Raw genomic sequence first — 17,099 nt, forward strand, 5'->3', positions numbered from 1 at the left:
TTCTTTTATTCAACCGTTCGGCTTCCGAAGCGACAAAGAGTAATATACCAAAATCAAAAACAGAATGCAAGCTTTTTTTGATAGTTTTTAATAATGAGATAAACCTTTATCGAAGTCATTCGAAGATGAGCGACCGCGTTAATAGGTAAGTTTATTCGCCAATCAGAAAGTATTCACTACTCTTAGCGCTTTAGTGAACTTATACTTTGCTGATGTGGTAAATAAAAACCCCTTCTAAAAGAAGGAGTTTGGCTTCTTACCTATATTTAAATCACACCGAGTACATCCTGGATAAATAGACTTCTCTCAATAGCAAGATTAACAATAGTTCCATTAACACTGACCCAAGGACGAGTAGGGTGAGCTCGATCCGAGAATACGATCTCTCCGATTCGGTTATCACTTAGCTTTACAAGAGTCCCATTACTAATCTGTGTGGACTTGTTAATGAACACTTGAACGAGGGTAGGATCAACTTTACCGAATGACTCTGTAAACAATTGCTCAAGCACTAAATAAGGGGACATTCCTGTCCGGTAGAAACGGTCGTTTGTCATGGCATGATAGATGTCGGCAATGGCCACAATTTTTGCATACAAATGTATCTTATCGCCTTTCACACCGAGCGGGTAACCGGAGCCATCTTCACGTTCATGATGCTGAAGGGCACTTAGTTTCACTCCCTCATTAATGGCCGTGATATTTTTCAATATTTGATATCCGATTAAAGTGTGTTGTTTAACTTCGTCCATTTCTGAAGCTGTTAACGGCTTCTTTTTCTCCAAGATCGTATAATCGACCTTAGCTGTACCAATGTCATGTAGAAGACCAGCTAGAGCGATCTGCATCAAATCTTTTTGAGGGAGGCCGTGCCATCTAGCTAATGAATAGGAGGTCAAACTTACCATGATGCTTTTGTGATAGATGTAATCTTGGAGAATTGTATTTTTGGGTATAAAAGTGAGTACTTTATAAGTATCAATATGTTGAATGAGTGCTTCCAGTCTTGTCCGAATGTCTAAGATTGGGATTGTCTGCCCTCCATTAGCCAGACGAAAAATCCGTTTAAGTAGGGTTAACATGTTCTGGTATTCGACATAAAAGGGAAGAGGGGCCGCGTTTTCAACTGGCTTCGGCTCTTCGACAGCAGCCTCGGGCTCTGAACCGGCTCTGGATTCTATAAAAACGGATGTAATCAAAAAGGCTTTTAGAATTTCAATATCTTTCTCCGTTAATATTTTCCCCTTGTTAAAAAGTGTATTTCCAAGCTTCGTTAGCACATTGTCGCCAAGCTTTTCCCCATATTTCAGTTGAGTAACGGCTACTGTCGGCACAAATTTTCACTCACCTTACTTGTTCTTATACTACTTATTGTAAAGTAAAAGGGATGGGTTTGTAAGCCCCATCCCAACATTTTATCATTCGGCGCTATCGGTCTCTTCCCATTCGCCGTCTTCATCACCGTTTTCGCCTTGCTCTTCGTTCTTCTGCACGCGCGCGAGCGTACCTACTTCATCATCTTCACGAATATTGATCAATTTAACGCCTTGCGTATTCCGACCCATCATCGAGATACCGCCCATGCTGGTCCGGATAACGGTACCGGATGCCGTAATAATCATCAGATCCTCGTCTTCCTGTACCACTTTAAGTCCGACGATTGGACCGTTCTTTTCGGTCACATTCAAGGTTTTGATTCCTTTACCGCCGCGGGATTGAATCCGATATTCGGAAACAGGCGTTCGTTTACCGAAACCTTTAGATGTTACGATCAGAACGCTGTTGTCTTCATGAACAACGTCCATATCGATCACAGAGTCCTCTTCATCGAGGTGAATACCTTTCACACCGGTTGCCGATCTGCCCATCGAGCGCACATCCTGCTCGGGGAAGTGAATGGACATACCGAGCTTAGTCCCCATGATGATACCTTGATTGCCGTCTGTCAGTTTGACACCGATTAGATCATCGTCCTCACGCAGGTTGATGGCAATTAAGCCACCTTTGCGAATGTTGGAGTAATCGTCGATTGGCGTTTTCTTCACAATCCCCTGCTTCGTAGCGAAGAAGAGGTATTGTTCCGTTTCAAAACTTTCGACTGGAATCACCGCGTTGATCGTTTCACCTTGCTCGATTTGAATCAAGTTAATGATTGGCGTACCACGAGCTGTTCGGCTAAGATCCGGAATTTCGTAAGCTTTTAGACGATATACTTTTCCTTTGTTCGTAAAGAACATCAGGTAATGATGCGTATTCGTCACGAACAAATGTTCTACGAAATCATTATCCTTCGTGTCCATACCTACAACACCGCGTCCGCCGCGCTTTTGGCTGCGATACGTTGTGACAGGCAGACGTTTGATATAGCCTGTATGCGTAATAGTGATCACTACGTCTTCACGAGGGATAAGGTCTTCATCTTCGATGCTTTCCTCACCAATCGTGATCTCAGAACGTCGATCATCTCCAAATTTCTCTTTGATTTCTTTCAGTTCTTCGCTAATGATTGCGAGAATTAATTGCTCATCAGCCAAGATTGCTTTGTATTCGGCGATTTTCTTCATCAGTTCCGCATACTCGGCTTCGATCTTCTCACGCTCTAAACCCGTCAAACGCTGTAAGCGCATGTCGAGAATGGCTTGGGCTTGATCAAGACTGAGGTTGAAGGTACTCATGAGTCCTTCTCTAGCCTCGTCTGTCGTCTGTGATGCGCGAATCAAAGCGATGACTTGATCCAAATGATCAAGCGCGATGCGCAAGCCTTCCAAGATATGAGCGCGTGCTTCCGCTTTACGCAGATCATACTCGGTTCTACGGCGAATCACTTCTTGCTGATGCTTGAGATAGTAATGCAGCATCTCACGCAGATTAAGAACTCTTGGCTCGCCGTTCACCAATGCCAGCATAATAATACCGAAATTGGATTGCATCGCTGTTTGCTTGAACAAGTTATTAAGAACAACGTTTGGATTCACGTCACGTCGAAGCTCAATAACGATGCGCATCCCGTTGCGGTCGGATTCGTCACGGAGGTCTGTAATACCTTCGATCTTCTTCTCGCGAACGAGTTCGGCTATTTTCTCAATCAATCTAGCTTTATTAACCTGATAGGGAAGCTCATTAACAATAATTCTAGCTTTATTGTTATTTTCCTCAATCATGGTTCTGGCACGCATGGTCACAGAGCCTCTGCCTGTTGAATACGCTTGTCTAATCCCTTCACGGCCCAGAATATAGCCGGCTGTTGGGAAGTCAGGACCTTTAATGGCTTGCATCAGTTCCAGCGGCGTCACATCCGGATTATCGATAAGCATTTGAATACCGTCGATAACTTCACGCAGGTTATGCGGAGGAATGTTTGTCGCCATACCTACTGCAATACCGGAGCTTCCGTTCACCAGCAAATTCGGAAAACGGGAAGGGAGGACGACTGGCTCTTGCTCTTCACCATCATAGTTAGGCGCATAATCAATCGTCTCTTTATTGATATCACGAAGGAGTTCCATCGCAATTTTGGATAGACGAGCTTCTGTATAACGCATTGCCGCAGCCATATCACCATCAATGGATCCAAAGTTACCATGTCCATCTACGAGCATATAACGTAATGAGAAATCCTGCGCCATCCGGACCATCGTCTCATAAACGGCGCTATCTCCGTGCGGATGGTATTTACCTATAACTTCGCCGACGATTCTTGCCGACTTCTTGTAGGGTTTATCCGGTGACATGCCCAGCTCGGACATCGCAAACAAGATACGTCGATGAACCGGCTTCAGACCGTCTCTTACATCGGGCAGTGCGCGACTGACGATGATACTCATCGCATAATCCAAGAAGGATGTGCGCATTTCCGTACCAATATCAATCTCTTTGACTTGCGAATGTAATTCTTCGCTCATGGTTGTTCCTCCTGAAAGCTTGCATCGTAGGCAACGCCTAAAACGTCGAATTTAGAAATCCAAGTTTTTCACGTATTTCGCATGTTCTTCGATAAAATCTCTTCGCGGTTCCACGTTGTCGCCCATTAACGCATCAAATATGGAATCCGCTTCAATCGCGTCCTCAATCGTTACTTGCAATAACGTACGGCTTTCCGGATCCATTGTGGTTTCCCATAACTGCTCCGGATTCATTTCGCCCAAACCTTTGTAACGTTGTACGTTAACTTTAGCGCTATCGCCAAATTCTTGCATGATGGCTTCTCTTTGTTTTTCGTTATAGGCATAACGAACCGTTTTATTTCTCTCTAGCTTGAAAAGCGGCGGTTGGGCAATATAGACATAGCCAACTTCGATCAACTTTTTCATGTATCGGTAGAAGAAGGTAAGGAGCAGCGTACGAATATGGGCACCGTCGACGTCCGCATCGGTCATGATGATAATTTTATGATAACGCGCTTTCGCAATATCAAAATCATCACTAATCCCCGTACCAAAAGCCGTAATCATGGCGCGAATCTCCGTATTGGACAAAATACGATCCAATCTCGCTTTCTCCACGTTCAAAATTTTACCACGAAGGGGAAGAATGGCCTGGAAATGGCGATCCCGTCCTTGCTTCGCCGATCCGCCGGCAGAGTCACCCTCGACGATATAAATTTCACTGATGGAAGCATCCTTAGAGGAACAGTCAGCCAATTTACCTGGTAAGGAGCTTACTTCCAGAGCACTCTTACGGCGTGTAAGCTCTCTGGCTTTGCGCGCAGCTTCCCGTGCTCTAGCCGCTTGAACCCCTTTTTCAATAATTTTTTTGGCAACTGCAGGGTTCTCATCCATAAATTCCTGAAGCTTTTCGGCAAATAATGATTCAACGATACCGCGAACTTCACTGTTGCCGAGTTTTGTCTTCGTTTGACCTTCGAATTGCGGTTCCGGAATTTTCACGGAAATGATCGCTGCAAGTCCTTCACGTACATCATCGCCGGAAAGATTGGAATCGCTCTCTTTGATGGAGTTGGACTTACGTGCATACTCATTCAAGATCCGCGTCAACGCACTTTTAAAGCCGGACTCATGGGTACCGCCTTCATGTGTGTTGATATTGTTCGCAAACGAATAGATGTTCTCCGTATAACTATCGTTATATTGCAAGGCGATTTCGATCGATATATTGTCCTTCGAACCTTCGACATAGATTGGCGTCTGATTGACAGCTTCACGATTGCGGTTCAAATATTCCACAAATGAAATAATACCGCCCTCATACATGAAGGTGTTTGATGTATCTGTTCGCTCATCAATAAGATTGATTTCAATGCCTTTATTCAAGAAAGCAAGCTCCCGAATCCTCGCTTGAAGAATGTCGTAATCATATTCCGTCGTTTCTTTGAAAATTTCCGGATCCGGCTGAAACGTAACCGTCGTCCCGGTTTCCTCGGTCTCGCCGATGACTTTCACATCATACTGCGGCGTTCCGCGGCTGTACTCTTGTTGGTAAATTTTACCACCAAGCTTAACCTGAACGGTTACATGTTCGGATAGCGCATTCACAACAGAGATACCTACTCCGTGCAAACCTCCTGATACTTTATATCCGGATTCTTCGCCGCCAAACTTACCGCCTGCGTGAAGAACAGTAAGGACGACTTCAAGTGTAGATCTTTGCAGTTTCGCGTTCATCCCCACTGGAATACCCCGTCCGTTATCAATGACGGTGATGCTGTTGTTTTTGTGAATGATGACGTCGATCTTCGTACAAAATCCGGCCAATGCCTCGTCAATACTGTTATCGACGACCTCCCACACGAGATGATGAAGACCGCGGGAGCTGGTCGAACCAATATACATACCTGGCCGTTTACGAACAGCCTCTAATCCTTCCAGTACCTGAATCTGACTTTCATCATACGAATTTTGATTCACAGACATGTTATGCTTCACCTGCTTTTTTATAGTCAAAACCGGTTAGTTCGTTAACAATTGATGCGCTCTTTTCTTCAGCGTCGCAGAAGAGATCGGGGAATAATACACCTTGTTCTGAGTAACAACGAGCGACTTGCACTCTTCTTCTCCGATTTGCTCTATCTTTTTATCTTTTGTAGCTTGCTGTATAAACTGTTTCGATATTTTGGAAGATTTCTCAATCGAGATATCAAAAATAGCAATCAGTTCGGAAGCCCTAATAATTTTCTCGCCGCCCAAATGGATAAACATGATCATCAGCTCCTACCGCTTACATTTCCTTTCAAAACATGGAACACGGAAGCATGATCCAGCTGGTCCAAATGGACGCTCTCTAGACCTGTAGTTGTAATAAAGGTTTGCACTTTTTGTTGAAACGTACGAATCAGTTGCGTCTGCCTGTATTCATCGAGTTCAGAAAGTACATCGTCCAGGAGCAGGAGAGGATACTCCCCAACTTCTTCTTGAATCAGCTCTATCTCTGCGAGCTTCAGCGATAGCGCCGTCGTCCGCTGCTGTCCTTGCGAACCAAACGTTTGCACTTCTTTCTCGTTGATGTAAAAGAGAAGATCGTCGCGATGAGGACCAACCAAAGTAACGCCTCTTCGAAATTCTTGATCCTTAACCTGTGTTAACTTTATCATAAATTTCTCTAATAAAACAGATTCATCTTCAAACTGCTCTACGTCAAAGGAGGGAGCATAGCGAATCCGGAGCTCCTCACTATCGTTTGTGATCCCTCTATGGATCGTTTCCGCCCATTGTTGGAGTTTCTTAATAAAGTTTTGACGTTTTTTCATAATTTTAACACCATACAGGGCTAATTGTTCGTTCCAAATGTCCAGCATAGCGTCCGGGGAAGCTTTTCCCGGGAACGATTGCTTTAAATAATTGTTCCGCTGCAGCAATATTTTTTGATATTGGGACAAATCATAGAGATAGGAGGGCTGAACCTGGCCGATCTCCATATCAAGAAACCGTCTTCTGATTCCTGGCGTTCCTTTGACAATTTCGAGATCTTCCGGAGCAAACATAACCACGTTTAGTGCACCGATAAAATTGCTTAGTTTCTTTTGCTCAAGGCCATTGATTTTCGCCTTTTTCCCTTTGGTGGAGATTGCGAGATCCAGCTTGCAGTTCCCGTAACGTTTATTAATCTCTGCATGGAGCTGCGTCTGCTCACCGTCCCAGCCGATCAATTCCTTGTCCTGATGCGTTCGATGCGACTTGGTCATAGCAAGTACGTAGATCGATTCCAGCAAATTCGTTTTGCCTTGCGCATTGGGCCCCACAAAGATGTTCACATTACTGTCCGTCGTCAACTCAATCTGCTCGTAATTCCTATAGTGACTGAGCGCTAGCTTCGTTAAAAACATGGGCCATCCTCCTGGGGGCTTGATCCTGTCAGGAGCTTACCACTTCAAATTGTCCGAAACCCTCTACGCTTACCACATCGCGCGGTACCAGTTTCCGTCCTCTGCGGTTTTCAGCTTGCCCGTTGACTTCAATTTTCTCTTCTTTCACAAAAAATTTAGCTTGTCCACCTGTGGATATACAGTCCGCCAGCTTTAAAAACTGCCCTAGCGTAATGTATTCGGTGTTGATCGCGATTTGCTTCATCGTCGTTAACTCCTATACGTTTTTCGCCAGAAAACTGGCTTCTTAAAAATATTAGTTGGTCGTACGGTAAGGCAGAATGAGTTGAATAATGTTGGAAGTATCTTCCGGTTTCATGATGATCGGCTGCATAGCACCCGTAAATCCGATGTGGATAAAGTCAGAATCCAGCACTTTAAGAGCGTCGAGCATATATTTGGAGTTAAAAGAAATCCGCAGCAGCTCGCCTTTAATACTTTGCAAATTGATTTGCTCTGTGACTTTTCCTAACTCTGAAGAGCTGGAGGAAATTTCAATTGTTTGATCCTCGCGCATAATCATTTTGACAATGTTCGTTTTGTCTTCTCTGGATAGGAGGTAGGCGCGGTCGATCGCTTCCGCAAGCTCTTTGGTCGGAACGACCATTTCCGTTTGATAGGACTGCGGAATAAGCTTCGACGTATCCGGATAAGTCCCGTCCAAGATACGGGAATAGAAAAGAATCGAATGAATTTTGAATAAAACCTGGTTGTCCGAAATAACTATATCAATAAGGGAATTTTGATCCGGCAAAATTTTGCTCAGTTCGTTTAGTGTGCGGCCGGCAATAACGATATTTTGCAAGTTTTGGGCTGCATCGTTATCGATGGTTATCTCTCTGCTAGCCAGCCGATGGCGATCACAGCCAATAAATTTCAGCTTATTTCCTGAAATGCTCCACAGAACGCCTGTCAAAATGGGCGTCGATTCATTCGTGGAAACGGCATACGAAGTCTGTTTGATCATCGTTTTAAGCAGATCGCTTGGAATACGAATCATTTTGTTTTCTTCGATTTCAGGGAGTAGCGGGTATTCATCTGGATCTAGGCCCATGATTTGAATTTCGGAAGATCCTGAACGTATCATCGTTTGAAAATGCTGTCCGACTTCAATCTCAATATTTTGAGAAGGAAGTTTTCGAATGATTTCTACAAAGAATTTAGCAGGAAGAACAACGCTGCCCGCTTGGATAAGATCGATAATTTTAATGTTTCCATTTTCGGTAGGTGTAAAACTTTGAATGGAAATATCGGTGTCGCTGGCTGTGAGCGTTACACCGCTTAACGTAGCATCTATTTTGATCCCGGTGAGAATAGGTATGGTTGTACGACTGGATATCGCTTTAGAAACGTGACCAATGGATTCGATCAAATGGTCCTTAAGAATGGTTAATTTCATGATTTCACTCCTGCAGTTCTTTTTTAAGGGTGCGTTAGCATATTCATTTTATAATACCATTTTTTATTAGTAATAGCAGTAGGGGCGCTGGATATGTGGATATGTGGATGAAACCTTCAAAAATCAAGCCTATCCACATGTGAATAGATTGTGCATAGGCTTATCATTATTAAGAAGTTATCAAGATGGGTTTTTGATGCGTTCCGTCAGGTTATGAATAATCTTATATAGGTCCTGATCGTTTTTTAACGACTCGGTTATTTTCTCATGAGCGTGAATGACCGTCGTATGGTCGCGTCCGCCGAAATTTTCACCAATCTTGGGCAGTGAGAAGTCGGTAAGTTCACGCGCCAGGTACATCGCGACTTGTCTTGGGAATGCAACGGCTTTCGTGCGTTTTCGCGCTTTGAAATCTTCTAGCTTTAATCCATAAAATTCACCCACGCGCTGCTGGATATCTTGAATCGTAATCACTCTAGGCCTGCTTGAAGGAATAATGTCTTTTAGTGCTTCAGCCGTTAAATGAACGCTAATATCTTGGTTGATAAGCGACGAATAAGCGACGACACGGATGAGTGCGCCTTCTAATTCACGGATGTTGGTATCGATTTGGTTGGCTATGTAAATCATAGCTTCATTCGGGATTTCGAGATTCTCGGCTTTCGCTTTTTTGCGTAAAATGGCGATTCTCGTCTCCAGATCCGGCGGCTGGATATCGGTAATTAACCCCCATTCAAACCTTGAGCGCAAACGATCCTCCAACGTAGGAATTTCTTTAGGAGGGCGGTCACTGGAAATAATAATTTGTTTGCCCTCTTCATGGAGTGCGTTAAATGTATGGAAAAATTCCTCCTGCGTACCTTCTTTACCAGCGAGGAACTGAATATCGTCAATTAAAAGTACATCAATCGTTCTATATTTATTTCGAAATCCCTCACCGCGGTTATCACGAACCGCATTAATGAATTCATTCGTGAATTTCTCGGACGAAATATATAAAACACGCGCCTCCGGGTTGTGCTCCAGCACATAATGACCGATCGCATGCATTAAATGGGTTTTGCCTAATCCGACTCCTCCATAGAGAAATAGGGGATTATAAGCTTTAGCTGGTGCTTCCGCAACCGCAAGTGATGCGGCGTGAGCAAACCTGTTGCCTGAACCGATGACAAACGTGTCGAAGGTATACCTTGCGTTCATCATATTTGTGAAATTTTCTTCACCTGCAACGATCGCCGGGCCTTTTGGCGGGATGACCGGTTGCGCAGCGGCAGCTGATTGGGATTTTTGTTCTTCGGTTTCAATCGTGAACTTTACTTCGACATGTTTGCCGGTAAAGTCATAGATCGTGCCTTCAATAAGCTTGGTGTAGCGACTTTCAAGCCACTCCCTAGCGAAATTGTTGGGCGCACAAATAACGACCGTAGAATCATTAAATACCGTCGCTTTGGTTGATTTCAGCCATGTATCGAAGCTGGGTTTGCTGAGTTTGGTTTGAATGATCGTTAAAACTTGCTGCCATAAGTCAGTAGAATGGCCATCCACAATAATTCACTCCTTTGAAATTTGAACATGTGGCGTAAGGCCAGCAAAGAAAGCTCTGTCTAATTAACACGGCTTTTGTCGATTTATCCACATTATTAAGGATCGGTTGAAATGACTTATTCTTAAAGAGGGAAAATTGTTCACAATGTTATCCACAGGTTGTTGATAAATCGGAGGATAGTTGGGGTATATCCACAACAGAAACATTATCATCTTATCAAAAGATGGCTTGTTAATCAACGAATTGTTTGATTTTATCCACAATCTCCATAAGTTGTGCATATGTTTTATTCACACCACAAGATATTGTTGATATTTTGTTAATTTTCGACAAGGTTCTCTTTTTTAGTGGTGAAAATTATTCACAGGTTGTTCTTTTGCAAATTCATTTCCAGAAATGCTTAGTTCCCCTGTACACTCGGATAGGTTGACTTTCGGGCGCGAAAATGCTTTAATGGTTAAAGAAATTTAGTAGGATGGATATCCTCATGCAGGGAGGTGCTATAGATGGGTCCGACGTTTAACCCGAATACGAGAAAGCGTAAGAAAAATCATGGTTTCCGTAAAAGAATGAGCACGAAGAACGGCCGTAAAGTGCTGAGCGCTCGTCGTCTTAAAGGAAGAAAAGTTCTTAGCGCATAAAGAGAGGCTCCGAAAGGGGCTTTTTTTTGTGCATATGGAAGCGGAAGTTTGAACCTTGATCTTTCTGTTAATGATATTAGGATGAACCCGTTCATTATATATACTTGGATGTAATCTGTCTGGAGCGTACATATTTGTGGAAAAAACTTATAGATTGGCCAAGAGGGAAGACTTCAATAAAATATACCGGTATGGAAAATCGATGGCGAATCATCAATTTGTTCTTTATTATTTGGCGCAGCCCAAATTAGAGCAATTTCGGCTTGGCATATCGGTCAGTAAAAAAGTTGGCAATGCAGTTGTTAGGAATCGGCTTCGCCGGATGATCAAGGAAATTGTTAGACTGAATAAAGACCATATGACCCTTCACTACGACTACATATTGATTGCAAGAAAACCTGCCGTAGATATGGATTATGCACAGATGGAGAAAAGCATTTTCCACGTTATTCGCAAAGCTTCTTTATATAAAAGAAGCGAGCCGGTAAAAAAGTAACGGATTATTTCCTTGCTGGGTAAAGTTGTGGTATAGTTTATGTTGGAAAAGATATTTAGGAGGACCTCATTTTGACTCGTCGACTCTATTTGCTCGCATCAGTATCTGCGCTGATTCTTTTGCTTTCCGGTTGTAGTACTGCAAAAAGCGCTACGGCGCCGATTGATCCGAATACCGCCGGTTTTTTTGTTAAATATTTTGTGTACCCGCTTTCGCAAACGCTTGACTGGTTCGCTGATCATTTATGGGGCCAATACGGGCTATCCATTCTGGTTGTTACGCTAATCATTCGTTTAATCATCTTGCCGCTTACGCTTAAGCAGTATAAGAGCTCCAAGCGCATGCAAGATTTGCAGCCAGAGATGAAGAAGCTCAAAGAAAAGTATAAAGATGATGCGAAAAAGCAACAGGAAGAGACGATGAAGCTTTTCCAACAAAATGGCGTTAATCCGCTCGCTGGTTGTTTCCCGATCATTGTACAAATGCCGATCTTGATTGCGCTTTATCAAGCGATTATGCGTAATGATCACATTCGTGAGCATACATTCTTATGGATGAATCTTGGTCAGCCGGATCACCTGTATATTCTTCCGCTGATTGCCGCGGCAACGACATTTATTCAACAGAAATTCATGTCTTCTCAAATGAATCAGCAAATGAAGAGCTTGCTGTTTATTTTCCCGGTTATGATTTTCGTGATGTCGATGAATTTTGCATCTGCACTGCCGCTGTATTGGATATACGGTAACATCTTTACGATCGTTCAGTCTTACTTTATTTATGGTTCTCCTGGATCTCAAGGTTCTAAAGGATCTCAAAATAATAAGGGTGGCCTGTCTAAATGAAAAAAATCGTGGTGACTGGAAAAACCATTGAGGACGCAGTAAAATCAGGGCTCTTTCAATGGCAGGTATCTGAGGATCGTGTTAAGATTCATATCTTGGAGCAGCCTTCTAGGGGGCTGTTCGGTTTCATTGGTTCGAAAGCAGCAAAAGTCGAGCTTGAATTGATCCCGGATGCGCTTGAGGAAGCGATACTTTTTTTACAAGATATTTTCAAGACGATGCAAATTTCCATCACCATAGATCAACATAAAGATCGCGAAGGCACCATCTTGAATTTAAGCGGATCGGAATTAGGGATGCTTATTGGAAAAAGAGGACAAACGCTGGATGCGCTGCAGTATTTGGTTAATATTGTAGCGAATCGCTACGCGACTTCTCATTTTCGCGTTATTTTAGATGCGGAGAATTTTCGGGAACGGCGGAGAAAGACGTTGGAGGAATTGGCTATTCGCTTAGCCAATCGGGTCCTTAAGTCGAAAAAAGAAGTCATTCTTGAACCGATGAATTCCCAGGAACGCAAAATTATTCATGCCGAGCTTCAAGGTCATCCAGTCGTAAAAACTTACAGTAAAGGCGAAGAACCGAACCGCAGAGTGGTTATCGCTTTAAAATAACGTCAAGCCGCAATGACTTGGTACATGTCATTGCTTTTTCTTTAAACCAACCTCTAACCGCGGTCGCTCATCATTGAATGGCCTCGATAGAGGTTTTCTCATTCATGAATGACTATGTTAGGGACTTCTCAGTATGAGGTACATTCGAGGTGTTATAACGATGTTAAAAGATACGATTGCCGCTATTTCGACTCCGCTTGGTGAAGGTGGAATAGCGGTTATACGGGTGAGTGGGGATGAAGCTGTTCCGCTCGTGGAGCGTGTTTTCCGCTCCAAAACAAAATTATCTGAGGCGCCGACACACACGGTGCATTACGGTTATATTGTTGAGCCTACTTCTTCCGAGAGGTTAGAGGAGGTACTCGTTACAGTTATGAAAGCCCCGCGATCCTTTACGATGGAGGATGTTGTGGAGGTCAGCTGCCATGGCGGTATTGTTTCGGTTAAAAAAGTGCTTGATTTGCTGCTGCAGCAAGGGATTCGGCTTGCAGAACCGGGCGAGTTCACGAAACGTGCATTTTTAAATGGTCGGATTGATTTGACGCAGGCTGAAGCTGTTATCGATCTGATCCGTGCGAAGTCGGATCGTGCTTTTAAGGTTGCACTTAAGCAGGTTGAAGGGAACTTGTCGAAGCAGATCAAATTGCTTCGTCATCAACTTGTTGAATTGATGGCGCACGTGGAAGTAAATATCGACTATCCGGAGCATGATGTCGAAGAGATGACGAATGCGTTCATCAAGACGAAATGTGAAACGGTGATGGGTGAGATTAACCGCTTGCTGCATACGGCGCAGCAAGGAAAGATACTGCGCGAGGGAATCGAAACTGCCATTGTGGGGAAACCCAATGTCGGCAAATCCTCGCTGCTCAATGAATTGGCACAGGAGAACCGTGCGATTGTGACGGATATTCCGGGAACGACGAGGGATGTGATCGAGGAGTTCGTCAATGTTGGCGGGATCCCGCTGAAGCTGCTGGATACAGCGGGTATACGCGAAACTACCGATATTGTGGAACAAATCGGGGTGGAGCGCTCGAAGACCGCTTTGGCTGAAGCGGATCTGATTCTGCTTGTACTGAACAACAGTGAGGAACTACAACTGGATGAACTCGCGCTGATGCAGCAGCTTGCTGATAAGCAGACTATTGTAATTTTAAATAAAATCGATTTGAAGCGAAAGCTCGACATTGATCAAGTTTATCATTACTTCACGAAAGAACGCGTTGTAGAATTATCTTTGCTTGAGAATAAAGGTATTGAAGATTTGGAAAAAGCGATTGCGGCTATCTTCTTTGAGGGCAAACTAGAGGCAAGCGATTTGACGTATGTAAGTAATGTTCGGCATATCTCGCTGCTCAAGCAAGCTAAGAAATCTCTTGAAGATGCTTTGGAAGCGAACGAGCAATATGTGCCTATCGATATGATACAGATTGATATCCGAGCTGCTTGGGAGCAGTTAGGTGAAATTATAGGCGACTCGGTTGGCGAGTCTTTGATCGATCAGATTTTCACTCAATTTTGCTTAGGGAAATGAAAACGAGTTTTCATAAAAGAGGGAGGAACGAATCAAAATGGGATATCATGCTGGTGATTATGATGTTATCGTCATCGGTGCTGGGCATGCCGGATGTGAAGCGGCTCTGGCTTCCGCACGGATGGGATGTCAAACACTACTGCTAACCATCAATCTGGATATGGTTGCATTCATGCCTTGTAATCCATCTATTGGTGGTCCTGCAAAGGGCCACGTTGTTCGAGAGATCGATGCACTTGGCGGCGAAATGGGCCGTAACATTGATAAAACATACATTCAAATGAGAATGTTGAATACAGGGAAGGGACCTGCGGTGCATGCACTCCGTGCACAAGCCGATAAGTTTCTGTATCAGCATAAAATGAAGGAAACCATCGAAGCTACGGATAATTTGACCCTTCGCCAAGGTATGGCTGAAGAATTGATTGTTGAAAATGGCATCTGCAAGGGTGTCATTACAAAAACCGGAGCCGAGTATTACGCGAAGGCTGTTGTACTAACAACTGGCACTTATTTACGCGGAAAAGTCATTATGGGTGAGTTGATGTACGAAAGCGGTCCTAACAATCAACAGCCTTCTGTCAAATTGTCCGAATCGCTGCGGAAGCTTGGTTTTGATTTGGTTCGATTCAAAACCGGAACACCGCCGCGGGTTCATAAGGATACGATTGATTTTGATAAAACCGAGATTCAGCCCGGGGATAGTGATCCAAAGTTTTTCTCATACGAAACGAAAACCGGTGTACCGGACCAATTGCCTTGCTGGTTGACATATACTTCTGAAGAAACACACGACATTATCAACGCGAATCTTCACCGTGCACCTATGTTTTCCGGTGCGATTGAAGGTACAGGTCCGAGATATTGCCCATCTATTGAAGATAAAATTGTTCGTTTTGCTGATAAGCCCAAACATCAAATTTTCTTAGAGCCTGAAGGACGAAACACTTCTGAATATTATGTTCAGGGTCTTTCTACAAGCATGCCTGAGGATGTCCAACTGGGCATTCTTCGTTCGATTCCAGGTTTAGAAAAAGTTGAAATGATGCGTACCGGTTATGCAATTGAGTATGATGCCGTTGTTCCTACGCAGTTGAAACCGTCTTTGGAGACGAAACTGGTAAGTGGTTTATTCACAGCAGGGCAAATTAACGGTACATCCGGGTACGAAGAAGCGGCTGGCCAGGGGATTATGGCTGGCATTAACGCGGCTCGTAAAGTGCAGGAGAAAGAAGCAGTTATTCTGGATCGTTCCGAGGGCTACATTGGTGTACTCATTGATGATCTTGTAACCAAAGGCACGAGTGAGCCTTATCGTCTTTTAACATCGCGGGCTGAATACAGACTTTTACTTCGCCATGATAATGCGGATCTTCGCTTGACGCCGATTGGTCATGATATTGGTTTGATTTCGAAGGAACGTTACGAGGCATTCCTGAATAAAAAAGATCTAGTTGAACAAGAGATCGAACGTTTGAAAATGACGAAGGTTCGACCAGAGCCTGAAATTCAAGAATTATTAGAAAGCCTGGGCAGTGTGAAGTTGAATAATGCTGTCGATCTTTTGTCGTTATTACGTCGCCCGGAAGTAGAGTATAGGCACATAGAACAAATGTCGATTTCTCCATTGGAGCTTAATGAAGAGATGAAAGAACAAGTAGAGATTCAAGTGAAGTATGCCGGCTACATTGAGAAACAACTAGCGCAAGTCGATCGTTTGCGTAAAATGGAAAAGAAAAAGATTCCGGACGATATCAATTATAGCGATATTCATGGAATCGCAACGGAAGCTAAGCAAAAGCTTGCAAAAATTCGCCCAGTATCAATTGGGCAGGCTTCCCGTATTTCAGGTGTGACGCCAGCCGACATTTCAATTTTACTTGTGTATTTGGAACATTATAACCGTGTTACAGCGGCTAGAGGATAAACTAAAACTATGGATGCTATTCAACAACAATTTGTTCAACTTTTGCAGGAACATGATCTTACTCTAACTCCACAACAGCTCGATCAATTCGAGCAATATTACAAGACGCTTGTAGAGTGGAACGAGAAAATGAATCTTACCGCAATTACAGAGAGAGAGCAAGTATATATGAAGCACTTCTATGATTCTCTCTCTCTTTCATTTTATTATCCGATGGGACAAGTATCTTCAATTGCTGATATAGGTTCAGGCGCGGGATTCCCGAGCATTCCACTAAAAATAGCATTCCCGAACATTCAGGTGACAATTGTTGATTCATTGAATAAACGGATCTTATTCCTACGTGAATTGGTTTCTCTCTTAGGTTTGAAGGATACGGAGTGTGTGCATGGAAGGGCTGAGGATATTTCCCGAATGCCAGCTTATCGGGACCAATTTGATTTAGTGACCGCACGTGCCGTTGCACGACTTAGTGTGCTTAATGAGTTTTGCCTTCCTTTTGTTAAAAAGGGTGGTACTTTTATGGCGATGAAGGGCTCTGAAATCGAAGAGGAAATGACGGAAGCTTCCTATAGCTTGTCTGAATTAAAAGGGAAGATCGTTAAGGTAGATCGTATGCAGCTTCCTGTTGAAGAATCTGTTCGTCATTTTGTGCGAATCGAGAAGACGGCTACAACCCCTGGCAAGTACCCGCGCAAAGCCGGTATACCATTGAAAAGTCCGTTGGTGAAGCTGTAAAGATGTTCCACGTGGAACATTAATTAAGCCCGAACGAT

Annotated in this window: 15 protein-coding genes; 7 read left to right on the top strand and 8 right to left on the bottom strand. The window is 43.6% G+C overall.

Features of this window, described 5'->3' with window-relative positions; genetic code table 11:
- Positions 1 to 266: 266 nt before the first annotated feature.
- The 8 genes from ACFQZT_RS30840 to dnaA all read right to left on the bottom strand — a co-directional run bounded on the left by ACFQZT_RS30840 (position 267) and on the right by dnaA (position 10,262).
- Entirely contained in the window at positions 267 to 1,334 is a 1,068-nt protein-coding gene (locus ACFQZT_RS30840) for a cyclic di-GMP phosphodiesterase (protein ID WP_379306539.1), read from the bottom strand.
- Between the two features lie 84 nt (positions 1,335 to 1,418).
- Positions 1,419 to 3,902, bottom strand: coding sequence for a DNA gyrase subunit A (gyrA, locus tag ACFQZT_RS30845; protein ID WP_379306541.1), 2,484 nt, complete (start codon positions 3,900 to 3,902; stop codon positions 1,419 to 1,421).
- A gap of 51 nt (positions 3,903 to 3,953) precedes the next feature.
- On the bottom strand, positions 3,954 to 5,870 hold the full coding sequence (gene gyrB / locus ACFQZT_RS30850) for a DNA topoisomerase (ATP-hydrolyzing) subunit B (RefSeq protein ID WP_379306543.1): 1,917 nt from the start codon (positions 5,868 to 5,870) through the stop codon (positions 3,954 to 3,956).
- Positions 5,871 to 5,906: 36 nt separating this feature from the next.
- Positions 5,907 to 6,155, bottom strand: coding sequence for an extracellular matrix regulator RemB (gene remB, locus ACFQZT_RS30855; protein WP_379306545.1), 249 nt, complete (start codon positions 6,153 to 6,155; stop codon positions 5,907 to 5,909).
- A 5-nt stretch (positions 6,156 to 6,160) separates the two neighbouring features.
- Complete coding sequence (gene recF, locus ACFQZT_RS30860; RefSeq protein WP_379306547.1) at positions 6,161 to 7,279, bottom strand: DNA replication/repair protein RecF; 1,119 nt, start codon at positions 7,277 to 7,279, stop codon at positions 6,161 to 6,163.
- A 28-nt stretch (positions 7,280 to 7,307) separates the two neighbouring features.
- On the bottom strand, positions 7,308 to 7,523 hold the full coding sequence (gene yaaA, locus ACFQZT_RS30865) for a S4 domain-containing protein YaaA (protein WP_188176030.1): 216 nt from the start codon (positions 7,521 to 7,523) through the stop codon (positions 7,308 to 7,310).
- 51 nt (positions 7,524 to 7,574) lie between these two features.
- Positions 7,575 to 8,717, bottom strand: coding sequence for a DNA polymerase III subunit beta (gene dnaN / locus ACFQZT_RS30870; protein WP_379306549.1), 1,143 nt, complete (start codon positions 8,715 to 8,717; stop codon positions 7,575 to 7,577).
- A 180-nt stretch (positions 8,718 to 8,897) separates the two neighbouring features.
- Complete coding sequence (gene dnaA / locus ACFQZT_RS30875; protein ID WP_379306551.1) at positions 8,898 to 10,262, bottom strand: chromosomal replication initiator protein DnaA; 1,365 nt, start codon at positions 10,260 to 10,262, stop codon at positions 8,898 to 8,900.
- A 507-nt stretch (positions 10,263 to 10,769) separates the two neighbouring features.
- Between dnaA and rpmH the strand changes: the two genes are divergently transcribed.
- The 7 genes from rpmH (at position 10,770) to rsmG (ending at position 17,061) form a co-directional block, all read left to right on the top strand.
- Positions 10,770 to 10,904 (top strand): 50S ribosomal protein L34, encoded by a 135-nt coding sequence (gene rpmH / locus ACFQZT_RS30880; RefSeq protein ID WP_163947939.1) that lies wholly within the window; start codon positions 10,770 to 10,772, stop codon positions 10,902 to 10,904.
- 136 nt (positions 10,905 to 11,040) lie between these two features.
- On the top strand, positions 11,041 to 11,400 hold the full coding sequence (rnpA, locus tag ACFQZT_RS30885) for a ribonuclease P protein component (protein WP_379306554.1): 360 nt from the start codon (positions 11,041 to 11,043) through the stop codon (positions 11,398 to 11,400).
- 71 nt (positions 11,401 to 11,471) lie between these two features.
- Positions 11,472 to 12,245: a membrane protein insertase YidC gene (yidC, locus tag ACFQZT_RS30890; protein WP_379306556.1), complete on the top strand. Its 774-nt coding sequence runs from the start codon at positions 11,472 to 11,474 to the stop codon at positions 12,243 to 12,245.
- A complete protein-coding gene (jag, locus tag ACFQZT_RS30895; RefSeq protein ID WP_379306558.1) occupies positions 12,242 to 12,859 on the top strand; it encodes an RNA-binding cell elongation regulator Jag/EloR in 618 nt (205 codons plus the stop codon). Before yidC ends, jag begins: the two co-directional genes overlap by 4 nt.
- 160 nt (positions 12,860 to 13,019) lie before the next feature.
- Positions 13,020 to 14,396, top strand: coding sequence for a tRNA uridine-5-carboxymethylaminomethyl(34) synthesis GTPase MnmE (mnmE, locus tag ACFQZT_RS30900; RefSeq protein WP_379306560.1), 1,377 nt, complete (start codon positions 13,020 to 13,022; stop codon positions 14,394 to 14,396).
- A 37-nt stretch (positions 14,397 to 14,433) separates the two neighbouring features.
- Entirely contained in the window at positions 14,434 to 16,323 is a 1,890-nt protein-coding gene (mnmG, locus tag ACFQZT_RS30905; RefSeq protein ID WP_379306562.1) for a tRNA uridine-5-carboxymethylaminomethyl(34) synthesis enzyme MnmG, read from the top strand.
- Positions 16,324 to 16,332: 9 nt separating this feature from the next.
- Positions 16,333 to 17,061, top strand: coding sequence for a 16S rRNA (guanine(527)-N(7))-methyltransferase RsmG (gene rsmG, locus ACFQZT_RS30910; protein WP_379306564.1), 729 nt, complete (start codon positions 16,333 to 16,335; stop codon positions 17,059 to 17,061).
- Positions 17,062 to 17,099 lie beyond the last annotated feature (38 nt).

Origin of the sequence: Paenibacillus sp. GCM10027628, from assembly GCF_042676385.1 — a bacterium.
Taxonomy (GTDB): domain Bacteria; phylum Bacillota; class Bacilli; order Paenibacillales; family NBRC-103111; genus Paenibacillus_E.

Excerpts from the sequence above, each read along its gene's own strand:
- gyrA (WP_379306541.1), bottom strand. The coding sequence starts at position 3,902 with ATGAGCGAAGAATTACATTCGCAAGTCAAAGAGATTGATATTGGTACG.
- gyrB (WP_379306543.1), bottom strand. The coding sequence starts at position 5,870 with ATGTCTGTGAATCAAAATTCGTATGATGAAAGTCAGATTCAGGTACTG.
- remB (WP_379306545.1), bottom strand. The coding sequence starts at position 6,155 with ATGTTTATCCATTTGGGCGGCGAGAAAATTATTAGGGCTTCCGAACTG.
- recF (WP_379306547.1), bottom strand. The coding sequence starts at position 7,279 with ATGTTTTTAACGAAGCTAGCGCTCAGTCACTATAGGAATTACGAGCAG.
- yaaA (WP_188176030.1), bottom strand. The coding sequence starts at position 7,523 with ATGAAGCAAATCGCGATCAACACCGAATACATTACGCTAGGGCAGTTT.
- dnaN (WP_379306549.1), bottom strand. The coding sequence starts at position 8,717 with ATGAAATTAACCATTCTTAAGGACCATTTGATCGAATCCATTGGTCAC.
- rpmH (WP_163947939.1), top strand. The coding sequence starts at position 10,770 with ATGGGTCCGACGTTTAACCCGAATACGAGAAAGCGTAAGAAAAATCAT.
- jag (WP_379306558.1), top strand. The coding sequence starts at position 12,242 with ATGAAAAAAATCGTGGTGACTGGAAAAACCATTGAGGACGCAGTAAAA.
- mnmE (WP_379306560.1), top strand. The coding sequence starts at position 13,020 with ATGTTAAAAGATACGATTGCCGCTATTTCGACTCCGCTTGGTGAAGGT.
- mnmG (WP_379306562.1), top strand. The coding sequence starts at position 14,434 with ATGGGATATCATGCTGGTGATTATGATGTTATCGTCATCGGTGCTGGG.
- rsmG (WP_379306564.1), top strand. The coding sequence starts at position 16,333 with ATGGATGCTATTCAACAACAATTTGTTCAACTTTTGCAGGAACATGAT.